Annotated in this window: 10 protein-coding genes and 1 pseudogene; 8 read left to right on the plus strand and 3 right to left on the minus strand. The window is 72.2% G+C overall.

The window, feature by feature from the left end:
* Window positions 1-4: 4 nt before the first annotated feature.
* From AB0C01_RS29415 to AB0C01_RS29430, 4 genes are all read left to right on the plus strand, one after another.
* Window positions 5-1,105: a magnesium and cobalt transport protein CorA gene (locus AB0C01_RS29415; RefSeq protein WP_357572679.1), complete on the plus strand. Its 1,101-nt coding sequence runs from the start codon at window positions 5-7 to the stop codon at window positions 1,103-1,105.
* A gap of 176 nt (window positions 1,106-1,281) precedes the next feature.
* The gene (locus AB0C01_RS29420) at window positions 1,282-1,701 is read left to right on the plus strand and encodes a YchJ family metal-binding protein (protein WP_357239313.1); all 420 of its coding nucleotides are present in this window, start codon (window positions 1,282-1,284) and stop codon (window positions 1,699-1,701) included.
* 188 nt (window positions 1,702-1,889) lie between these two features.
* Window positions 1,890-2,600, plus strand: coding sequence for a hypothetical protein (locus tag AB0C01_RS29425; RefSeq protein WP_357239316.1), 711 nt, complete (start codon window positions 1,890-1,892; stop codon window positions 2,598-2,600).
* Window positions 2,597-2,983: a VOC family protein gene (locus tag AB0C01_RS29430; RefSeq protein ID WP_357572680.1), complete on the plus strand. Its 387-nt coding sequence runs from the start codon at window positions 2,597-2,599 to the stop codon at window positions 2,981-2,983. The genes AB0C01_RS29425 and AB0C01_RS29430 overlap by 4 nt, the downstream gene beginning before the upstream one ends.
* A gap of 61 nt (window positions 2,984-3,044) precedes the next feature.
* Here the strand turns inward: AB0C01_RS29430 and AB0C01_RS29435 are convergent, their stop codons facing one another.
* The 3 genes from AB0C01_RS29435 to AB0C01_RS29445 all read right to left on the minus strand — a co-directional run bounded on the left by AB0C01_RS29435 (window position 3,045) and on the right by AB0C01_RS29445 (window position 6,548).
* On the minus strand, window positions 3,045-3,761 hold the full coding sequence (locus AB0C01_RS29435) for a metalloregulator ArsR/SmtB family transcription factor (protein ID WP_357239322.1): 717 nt from the start codon (window positions 3,759-3,761) through the stop codon (window positions 3,045-3,047).
* Between the two features lie 86 nt (window positions 3,762-3,847).
* Window positions 3,848-5,176 (minus strand): MFS transporter, encoded by a 1,329-nt coding sequence (locus tag AB0C01_RS29440; protein WP_357572681.1) that lies wholly within the window; start codon window positions 5,174-5,176, stop codon window positions 3,848-3,850.
* Window positions 5,177-5,387: 211 nt separating this feature from the next.
* Entirely contained in the window at window positions 5,388-6,548 is a 1,161-nt protein-coding gene (locus tag AB0C01_RS29445; RefSeq protein ID WP_357572682.1) for a hypothetical protein, read from the minus strand.
* A 232-nt stretch (window positions 6,549-6,780) separates the two neighbouring features.
* Here AB0C01_RS29445 and AB0C01_RS29450 point away from each other — a divergent pair, with 232 nt between their 5' ends.
* The 4 genes and pseudogenes from AB0C01_RS29450 to AB0C01_RS29465 form a co-directional block, all read left to right on the plus strand.
* On the plus strand, window positions 6,781-7,890 hold the full coding sequence (locus tag AB0C01_RS29450) for an N-acetylmuramoyl-L-alanine amidase (RefSeq protein WP_357572683.1): 1,110 nt from the start codon (window positions 6,781-6,783) through the stop codon (window positions 7,888-7,890).
* 107 nt (window positions 7,891-7,997) lie between these two features.
* Window positions 7,998-9,572, plus strand: coding sequence for an FMN-binding glutamate synthase family protein (locus AB0C01_RS29455; RefSeq protein ID WP_357572685.1), 1,575 nt, complete (start codon window positions 7,998-8,000; stop codon window positions 9,570-9,572).
* A gap of 159 nt (window positions 9,573-9,731) precedes the next feature.
* Window positions 9,732-10,328 carry an N-acetyltransferase gene (locus AB0C01_RS29460; protein ID WP_357572686.1) on the plus strand — a complete coding sequence of 199 codons (597 nt, stop codon included), beginning with the start codon at window positions 9,732-9,734 and terminating at the stop codon, window positions 10,326-10,328.
* A pseudogene (locus tag AB0C01_RS29465) lies at window positions 10,325-10,690 on the plus strand (hypothetical protein); the annotation flags it as partial. The gene AB0C01_RS29460 and the pseudogene AB0C01_RS29465, both read left to right, overlap by 4 nt.

Consider the following 10,690-nt stretch of genomic DNA (forward strand, 5'->3'; position numbering starts at 1 on the left):
CGCGGTGGATCAGCGACCGGTACGGGACCGGGCCGGTCGAGGCGTACGCGCCCTGGCCCGTCGACTGCTCGGCCGGGTCGAGGACGACTCCCCCACCCCACGCCGGTCCAACCCGGACGCGGTCGTCGACTGCGCCGTCTACGTCGACGGCCGGCGCGAGCCGGGGCAGCCGCACTACGCCGACGCGTACGCCCGGGCGCGGCACGGCCGCAACGCGTTCGTGTGGCTGGGCCTGCACGACCCGGGGTCGGCCGTGCTCGCCGCGGTCGGCCGGACCTTCGGCCTCGACGAGCTGACCGTCGAGCAGGCGCTCGCCGACGGGCACCGGCCCACCGTGCAGCGGCACGGGCCGGTCACGCTGTTGGTGCTGCGCACCGCCGGGTACGTGGAGCACGACGAGCTGACCGACACCTCCGAGGTGATCGACACCGGGGACGTGATGGTGCTGCTCGGAGACCGGTTCGCCATCACCGTGCGGCACGGCGCCGCCGGGGCGCTGCGCAGCGTCCGCGCCGACATCGAGCGTCGTCCCACGCTGCTGGCCGCCGGCCCCTGGGCGGTGGCGTACGCGGTCTGCGCCCGGATGGTCGACTCCTACCTGGAGGTGGCCGGGCACGTGGAGCGGGACCTGGAGCGGGTCGAGGAGGAGGTGTTCGCCCGCGACCGCAGCGCCGACATCCAGCACATCTACCAGCTCAAACGGGAGGTGGTGGAGTTCAAACGGGCGGTGTTGCCGTTGCAGGCGCCGATGCGGACGCTGCTCGACCCCGACGGGCCGCCACGCGCCCTGCACCGCTGGTTCGTCGACGTGGACGGCCGGTTGAGCCGGGCCGTCGACCGGGTCGCCGCGTACGACGATCTGCTCACCTCGATCGTGCAGTCCCGGCTGGCGCAGCTCGCCGTCGAGCAGAACAACGACATGCGCAAGATCGCGGCGTGGGCGGCCATCGCGGCCACCCAGACCGGCATCGCCGGCATCTACGGCATGAACTTCGACCACATGCCGGGGTTGGCCTGGCGGCACGGCTTCGCCGCCTCCCTGACCCTGATGGCCGTGGTCGCCCTGGCCCTGTACCGCCTGTTCCGCCGCTCCGGCTGGCTCTGACCGCCTCGGGCGGCTCTGACCGACTCGGCCGGTCTGATCGACTCGGGTTCCTTGAAGTCGGGGTGTCGGACCCTTTCGGATACCGCGACTTCCAGGAAGTCGAGTGGATCAGGCAAGGGCCGCGCGCCACAGCGACCGGCGGGAGCCGTTGCCCGGCGATGGGGCAGGATGACGATGTGGGTAAGGGTGCGGGACGCCGACGGGCGAACACGACGACCGGGCGGGCCTGCCCGTGCGGCTCCGGCCGGGCGTACGCGGACTGCTGCGCCCCGGCGCACGGCGGCGACAGCCCGGCGGCGACGGCCGAGGCCCTGATGCGTTCCCGGTTCAGCGCCTTCGCCCTCGGCGACTCCGGTTACCTGCTGCGCAGCTGGCACTCGTCGACCCGGCCCGCCTCCCTGGACCTGGACCCCGGGCAGCGGTGGACCCGGCTGGAGATCGTGGACACCGAGCGGGGCGGCCTGCTCGACGCCGCCGGCACCGTGACGTTCCACGCCCACTACCGGGCTGCGGGGAGGCCCGGCACCCTGACCGAGCACAGCCGGTTCGTCCGCGAGGACGGCCGATGGGTCTACCTCGACGGTGACCAGACCTGACGGTCGAATTGGCGTAGGATCTCCTTGGCGTCGTCCTACGCCGCACCTCCCTCCCGGCGCTCACGCCGCCGGCCACGCGGAGGCAAAGGGGGCCTGGAGCCCCCGGGACGTGGTGCCACATGCCCCACTCCGGCGGGGTCGGCGGGAGCGTGAGTCCCGGTGACCGTGCCGTTGACCGGGAGCATGTGATGACCAACCAGAGATCGTTCAAGACCCGGGTCCGCACCCGGATGGAGAAGACCGGCGAGAGTTACACCGCCGCTCGTCGGCACCTGATCAACAAGGCCGCCGCGCCGGCCACCGAGGTGCCCGCGGCCCCATCTCCCGCGTCCGCCGCCGCGCAGACCGAGCGGATCACCGACGACCTGATCCGCGCCCGGACCGGCCGCGGCTGGGACGAGTGGTTCGCCCTGCTCGACGCCGTGGGCGCCACCGAACGGACGCACACCCAGATCGCCCGTCACCTGGTGGTCGAGCACGAGGTGCCGGGTTGGTGGGCACAGACCATCACCGTCGGGTACGAGCAGGCGCGCGGCCTGCGCGCGCCCGGTCAACGGCGCGGGGGCGGCTTCGAGGCCAGCGTCAGCCGGACGGTGGCGGTCCCGGCGACGCGGCTGTTCGCGGCTTTCGCCGACGAGACGGTACGCGCCCGTTGGCTGCCCGACGTCGAGGTGCGCGTCCGCACCGCCACCGCGCCGCGCAGTTTCCGGGCCGACTGGGCCGGTGGTCCCACCCGGATCGTGGTCGGCGTCGACGCGGTCGGCGAGTCGAAGGCCCGGGTCGCCGTCCTGCACGAGAAGCTGACCGCAGCCGAGCAGGCCGCCGAGCTGAAGGCGTACTGGCGGGAGCGGCTCACCGCGTTGAAGGCACTGCTCGAGTCGAACGGAGACCACCGATGACCATGACCTTCATCAACCTGCCGGTGCGCGACCTGACCACCGCCGCCGAGTTCTACCAGGCACTCGGCTTCACCAGCGACCAGGCCGAGCCGGGCGGAGACTCCATGGTCCTCACCATCTCCGACAGCACCCGGCTCGTGCTGCACCTGCGCTCCGGTTTCGAGTCGTACACCGGGGTCGCCGCCACCGACACGGAGACCAGCCGGGAGGTCGTCGTCGGGCTGTCGGCGCAGAGCCGCGAGCAGGTCGACGAGCTGGTCGACAAGGCGACGGTCGCCGGCGGGCAGCCGCTCGGGCCGGGGACGGCCAACGGGCCCATGTACATGCGCGGCTTCCGCGACCTCGACGGCCACCAGTGGTCGTTCCTGCACCTGGCTGGCTGACCGTGCGGCCCGGCGGCGGCCTCCTCGGGCCGCCGCCGGGCACCTCGTCGATTCGGGGTGATCAGTCCGGCAGGTCGGCGGCCAACCGGGCGAGGCCGGGCAGGATCTTGTCCCGCCAGCCGGGCCCCATCCGCGCGAAGGCGTCCCGGGCCCGGGGGTCGTCGAGGTCGAATCCCGAGTGGTCCAGGAACAGTCGGGTGCCGTTGCCCTCGGGAACCAGCCGCCAGGTCAGCGTCCAGTTCTCGTTGAACGTGTAGACGAGACGCCGCTCGGGCTCGACCTCGGTGACCTCGCAGGCCACCGCTCCCCAACCGGGCATCTGTAGGTGGAAGCGGTGGCCGACGACGGCGGCGACGTCGCCCGGCACCCACCAGCGGGCGAGCAACTCCGGCTCGGTGAGGCTGCGCCAGACCTTCGACGGTGGCGCGGCGATGAACTGGTCCACGGCGATGGTGGCGGTATCTGTCATGGTCTCCTCCAGGAGCATGTCGGCGAGGGTACGGAGGCGGTGGCGCCAGAACCGCTCGAAGGGGTGGAGCCAGTCGCCCACCTGGGCGAGCGGCTCGGCGGTCAGGTGGTAGTGCCGTTGTCGCCCGGTGGGCTGGTCGTGCACGAGCCCGGCCCGCCGCAGGATCTGCAGGTGCTCCGCGACGGCAGGCCGGCTCAGCTCGAAGCTGGCGGCGAGGTCACCTGCCGTGCGGGGCCCGTCGCTCAGGATTTCCAGCAAACGTCGGCGGACCGGATTCGCCAGTGCGAGGAAGAGGTCGTCGTCGGGCACGTCAGGAATGATGCGTCGGAACCTCCCGACACGTCAAGAACTCCCGACATAACCGTACGTGACGGTGTCTCAGATCACTGCGACTCTCAGTCATCAGCACTTCCGGCACGGAGGGCGAGTTCGGCAGGCGACCGGCGGCGGGTCAGTAGCACCAGCGGCATCACGAGGTACGCCCCGGCGATCAGCGCGAACGCCACCGCATTGCCGGCCACCGTGGCGAGCAGACCGTAGACGGCGTACGTCACGATGATCAGCACGTCGGTGGCCATCCCGGCCAGGGAGGTGACGGTGGCGCGGCTGGTGCCCGTGATCCGAGCCTGGAGCCGCGCGTCGGCCAGCACGGTGGCCAACTGCGCGGCGCCGAAGGCCACCGCGAGCAGCACGAACCCCGCCGGGTGCCGAAGCAGGGCACCTCCGGCCAGCGCGACGCCGACCAGCCCCAACAGTGCGGCGTACCCTCGACGGCCCAGCCGCTCCCCCGCCGGGGCGAGCAGCCCGCCGACTGTCACCCCGGCCCAGAGCAGCAGGAGCAGCAGGGGTACGGCCCGCGCCCCGACGCCGGTGTCCAGGGCCAGCAGCGGTGTGTACTCGTCCAGGGCACCCCAGTCGGCGGCGACCACCGCCACCAGCAGCACGGCGGCCCGTACCGGCGGATGGGTGCGGACCTGCGCCACTCCGGCGCGCAGCGTGTCCCACCACCCCAGGTCACGATCGTCGTCCGGGTTCGCGGGTGGGACGGTGTCCGGCTCGTCCGGTCGGAGTGGTGCGGCACCCACCGACCGAGCGGCCAGCGCCGACTCGGGGACCGGGACGGGCACGGCGGCCGGTGGGCGGTGCTCCGGCATCCGGGCGGCGACGAGCGTGGCGAGTAGGCAGGCCAGCACGCTGGCCGCGCCGACCGCCGGATATCCGCCGGCGGCGAGCACCGGGCCGGCGAGCACTCCGGAGAGCACCACGCCCAGCACGCCCGCCGTCCGCGCGCGCCCGAGCACCCGGGCGTACCGGTCGACCGCGCCGAGCCGGTCCAACTCGGTCCACACCAACGCCTCCAGCGCACCGGAGACCAACGCTCCGCCGGCGCCCCAGAGCAGGAACCCGACCGCGAACGCCGGGTACGACGGCAGCAACACCCAGAGCGCGAAACCGGCGGCGGCCACCAGCGGCGCGAGGCACAGCAGCAGCCGTCGGGACACCACGTCGGCCCACGCGCCGGAGGGCACCTCGAACAGGATGCCGGCCGCCGACCAGACGACGAAGAGCGACGAGATCTGCCCCACCGACAGCCCGGTGTCGGCGAAGAACACCACGTACAGCGGGTAGAGCAGCACGAGGTCACTGAGGAACGCGTACCCGTAGAGGGTGATCGTCAGCCGGCGGGCCGCCAGGTCGGGCACGCGTGCGGCGATGTGGATCATTAGGCCTTCCCGTGGGAGTGGAGACGGACACCGGACGTGCGGTGCCCGTGGCGGCCCACGGTTTCGGCCTACGGTGCGGGATCAATGTCGCCAGGTCATGCCGGCGATGCTAGCCGCGTCCCGCCGCGTCGGCGAGCGCTTTCGGCGTGCCGGGCGAGACACCGCGGGGTGGGGTCGCTTCCGGACCCCACCCCGCTGGCATCGTGGCGAATCAGCGGCGGTTCGGGTCGACCGGCGGGATGACCGTGGTGGTCTCGCTGTCGTCGCCGGCCCGCTGTCCGGGAACCGGGCCGCCGGCACCGGTGCCGACGACCTGGGTGGTGTCGGCGTCGCGGCTGACCACCTGGGTGGTGTCGGCGTCGCGGCTGACCACCTGGGTGGTGTCGGCGTCGGTCCGCGCCGATGGCAACCGCTCGGTGTCCAGGTCGGCCGGTCGGGTCACGATCTGGGTCGCCTCCGGGTCGGCCGAACGGGTCACGATCTGCGTAGCCTCCGGGTCGGTCGGGCGGGTCACGATCTGCGTGGCCTCCGGGTCGGCCGGGCGGGTCACCACCTGCGGATCGGCCGGCACGGTCACCACCTGGGTGGCCTCCGGATCGCTGACCGCCTTCGACGGGCGGACCGGGTCGGCGGTGGGGGTCGACCGCCGGGCCAGCTCGGCCTCGGCGTCGCGGCGACCAGCCCGGTAGGCGCGGGTGTGCGAGGCGATCACCTGCGACTCCTGCTCCGCACGGCTCAGCCACCCCTCCCAGCGGCTCTGCATCGGACGGATCAGGCCACCACCGACACCCACGACGAGGATCCCGCCGACGGTGGCCAGCACGGCGATCAGCACGGGCGTGGTGACCGCGGTGGCCACCCCGATCTGGTTCAGCGCGGCGATGACGCCGAGACCGAGAATGAACACCGAGGCGATGTTGGCCAGCACCCGGCCGTACGACAGCCCGCCGAGCGCGCCGCTGATGATGTCCTTGACGGCGTTGGCGATGGCGGCGGCGACCACGACGATGACGATCGCGACGAAGGCTCGGGGCAACCACGAGATCACCGCGGCGAGCAGGTCGGAGATCGGGTTCGGCCCCCAGATGCCGAAGGCGAGTTGGAGGGTGAACAGCAGCACCGCGTAGTAGACGAGCTTCGCGACGATGTCGCTGGCGTCGTACCGGGAGCGACTCAGCGCCCGACGGATGCCGCCGCGCTCGACGGCGCGGTCGAAGCCCACCCGCTCCAGGACCTTCTCCACGATCTTCAACACAGCCTTGGCGATCAGCCAACCAGCCACCAGGATCGCCAGGAAGGCGACGGCCTTGGGCAGGAAGAGCATCACCGAGCGGAGGGCGTCGCCCACCGCGTCGCTGACGTTGTCACTCATCTGGTCATTCCTCTACGCGCAGCCGGGGATGGTCAGTTCCCGACCTACCCTCGACCCGGCGTGGGGAAACGCCTGCCGCTGACGGCCCGACCGGCTGGATCATGGGCTCCGCCCTCTAGCGCGCGGGCAAGTCTTGGCAATATTCTCCGGAGTGCGTGCGGCCACTGGAGCTACTTTTCATCCCCGCCGTCGGCCGCAGGAGGAGATGTCAATGCACGTCGATCATTCCGAAGTGGACCGCCGGACACTGCTGCGCGCCGGTCTCGGCGCCGCCACGGTCGCCGTCGTCGGGAGCGAACTCGCCTTCCCCACCACGGCACAGGCCGCGCCCGGCACCGACCTGGACTGGATCATCAGCTGTGACGAGTGGGCCGCCCGCCCGCCGAAGGACCCGCTGTCGGTGAGCGCCATCGCCACCAACAAGATCATCGTGCATCACATGGCGTTCCCGAACGTCACGGACTACTCCCGCGAGCAGGCGGTCAAGCTGGCCCACGACTGCCAGGACCTGCACATGGACGGCAACGGCTGGTCGGACACCGGCCAGCACTTCACGGTGAGCCGCGGTGGCTACGTGCTGGAGGGCCGCCGGGGCAGCCTGGAGCGCCTCGAAGCCGGCGACCGGCAGATGGTCTCCGCCCACTGCCCGGGTGAGAACGGCCGGGCCATCGGCATCGAGAACGAGGGCACGTACGTCACCGAGACGCCGCCGAAGGCGCTGACCGACTCGCTGGTCACACTCTGCGTCGCCATCTGCCGGCAGTACGGGCTGCACGCGTACGACATCTTCGGCCACTGGGACTTCCGCACCACCGAGTGCCCGGGGGCGGCGTTCTACCGGCAGTTCCCCGAGCTGCGGCGACGCGTCCACGCCGCCCTGGGCACCAAGCTCGGTGACGTGCCGGCGCGCCGCTGGCCGGACCTGTGGCGCTTCGTCAACTCCCCCTCGGTGCGAGTGGTGCAGCACCTGCTCGCACATCGGGGCTACGCGGTGACGGTCAGCGGCACGTTCGACGCCGCGACCGTGGCGGCCGTGCAGGACTGGCAGGCCCGAAACGGCATTGCGGTGGACGTGGACGCCACCCTCACCACGCCGACCTGGGAGACCCTCGCTCCGGAACTCGACCAGCACGCCACCGGCGCGCCGGTCACCGCGGTGCAGGAGATCCTCGCCACCAAGGGGTACGCGGTCACCGCGACCGGGGCGTACGACCACGCCACCCGGGCAGCCGTGCAGGACCTGCAGGCGCTGCACGGGCTTCCCCGCAACGGCAAGCTCAGCGCGAGCACGTGGTGCGCGGTCGTCGGCGGGTCGGTCCGCCAGTCGTTCCAGCACCGGTGAGCGGTGGTGGCGGTGCGGGTACTCCCGCACCGCCACCCGGGCTGCCACCAGCGCGTTGCTGCGGCCGGGGCGGTTTGGCGCACGGCGTGGCCGGAAAGACTGCCGGTATGAGATGGGCCCGTCGAGCCGTACCCGCCGTCGCCACCGCCGTCGCGGCGCTCGCCGCGCGGGATCTGATCCAGCGCGACCACGCGTTGCTGCGCAACTTCCCGGTGCTCGGCCGCGCCCGGTACCTGTTGGAGGCGATCGGGCCGGAGCTTCGGCAGTACATCGTGGCCGGCAACGACGAGGAGCGGCCGTTCACCCGTGACCAGCGCCGCTGGGTGTACGCGTCGGCGAAGCAGGAGAACAACTACTTCGGCTTCGGCACGGACAACGACATCGAACACACCCGCGGTTACCCGATCATCAAGCACCGCACGTTCGGCCGGGCGGTGCCGCCGTCCACCCCGACCGCCGGGCACGACGTGCGGTTGCCCTGCGCGAAGGTGCTCGGCGCGGCCCGGGGGCGAGCCCGCGCCTTCCGCCCGGAGTCGGTGGTCAACATCTCCGGGATGAGCTTCGGCTCGCTCTCCGGCAACGCCATCACCGCGCTGAACAAGGGGGCCGCGCTCGCCGGTTGCCTACAGAACACCGGCGAGGGCGGCCTGTCGCCGTACCACCGCAACGGCGGGGAGTTGGTCTTCCAACTCGGCACGGCGTACTTCGGCTGCCGCGACGAGCACGGCCGGTTCAGCCTGGACCGACTGAAGGACCTGGTCGCCGGCGCGCCCGTGCGGGCCTTGGAGATCAAGCTGAGCCAGGGCGCCAAGCCGAGTCTCGGTGGGCTGCTGCCCGGGGCGAAGGTGTCCGCCGAGATCGCCGCCACCCGGGGCATCCCGGCTGGTGAGGACTGCGTCAGCCCCTCCCGGCACGCCGAGTTCTCCGACTGTGACAGCCTGCTCGACTGGGTGGAACTGTTGGCCGCCGAGACGGGCCTCCCGGTCGGCATCAAGTCGGCGGTCGGCGACCTCGGTTTCTGGCAGGAGCTGGCCACCCTGATGCGCGACACCGGCCGGGGCGTCGACTTCGTGACGATCGACGGCGGCGAGGGCGGCACCGGTGCCGCGCCGCTGATCTTCAGCGACTCCGTGTCGCTCCCGTTCCAGCAGGGCTTCTCCCGGGTCTACAAGGTCTTCGCCGAACACGATCTGCACGAGCGGGTGGTCTTCGTCGGCGCCGGCAAACTCGGCCTGCCGGACAACGCCGTCGTGGCGTTCGCGCTCGGCTGCGACATGGTCAACGTGGGTCGGGAGGCGATGCTGTCGATCGGCTGCATCCAGGCCCAGAAGTGCCACACCGACACCTGCCCCACCGGCGTGGCGACGCAGAACGCCTGGCTGGCCCGAGGCCTGGACCCGACGCTGAAGTCGGTCCGGGCGGCAAACTACCTGCGGACGTTGCGCCGCGACCTCACCAAGGTCGCCGAGGCCTGCGGGGTGGAACACCCCGGCCTGATCGGCACGGACGCCGTGGAGATCCTGGACGGCCGCACCGGCTCCACCCCACTGCACGAGGTGTACGGCTACCAGCCGGACTGGGGGATGCCCTCGCCGACCGACCAGGCGGAGATCATTCGGCTGATGGCCCCCGAGGCGCCCAGGGGCGGCAGCGCCCCGCCCTCGGCCACCGCCGTCGGCTGAGCCGCGCCCACCCCGCCCGCGCCGATCTTGCACTTACCGTCGCGACAAACAGCGGCACTCTGGGCATATCGGCGACCGAAACTGCAAGATCGGCGCGGGCGGGGCGGGGTGGGGGTAAAGGCGTGGAGTCATTGTCTGGTGTGCCCGTATCGTGACGCGGTGCTGATCAGACGCGAGACGTCCACCGACGTCGATGCCATCCGGGCGGTACATGCCGCCGCCTTCGCCAAGGCCACGGGCGACGGCGCGGCGGTCGAGGCAACGCCCGACCAGGCCACGCCCGACCAGGCCACGCCCGACCAGGCCACGCCCACCCAGGCCACGCCCGTCGAGGCGACGCTCGTCGACGCGCTGCGCGCCGACGAGGGCTGGCTGCCCGCGTACTCCCTGGTGGCGACCGATTCCGACGGCCGGGTGGTGGGGCACGTGGTGGCCACCCGCGGCCGGGTGGCCGGTGAGCCGGTCGCGTTGGGCCTGGGGCCGCTCGGGGTGCTGCCGGAATGGCAGCGGCGCGGCGTCGGCAGCGCGTTGATGCACGCGGTGCTCGGCGCGGCCGACGCCCGTGACGAGCCGCTCGTCGTGCTGCTCGGGCACCCCGACTACTACCCACGCTTCGGGTTCCGGCCGGCCGTCGAGCTGGGCGTCACCCCGCCCCAACCATGGGGGCCGCGGTACTTCATGGCCCGACCGATGAACGCCTGGCGCGAGTCGATCCGGGGCGAGTTCCGCTACGCGTCCCCGTTCGACGACCTGTGATCCCACCGCGGATCCGCCGGCGGCGCGCCACCGACCTCGACGGATGTGTCGCTGCGCTCGCCGAGGTCCACCGGGTCGACAGGTACCCGCTGAACTGGCCCACCGACCCGCACCGCTGGCTGCGCGAACCACACCCGGCGCGCGCCTGGGTCGCCATCGCGGCTGACGCCACCGCCGAAGACGCCAACGCCAACGCCAACGCCAACGCCGCAATTGTCGGGCACGTCTCGGTACACCGGCTGCCCGGCCCGTCGGTCGGGCCGCCGGCCCGATCGATGCGTTGTCGCAGCCCACCAGCCCGTCGGACGCGCACCCGCTGGCCCGGGTCGCCGTGGACGAGGTATCCGCGCTCAACGGGGACG

This window comes from Micromonospora sp. NPDC048905, assembly GCF_040649655.1.
In the GTDB taxonomy this organism is placed as follows: domain Bacteria; phylum Actinomycetota; class Actinomycetes; order Mycobacteriales; family Micromonosporaceae; genus Micromonospora.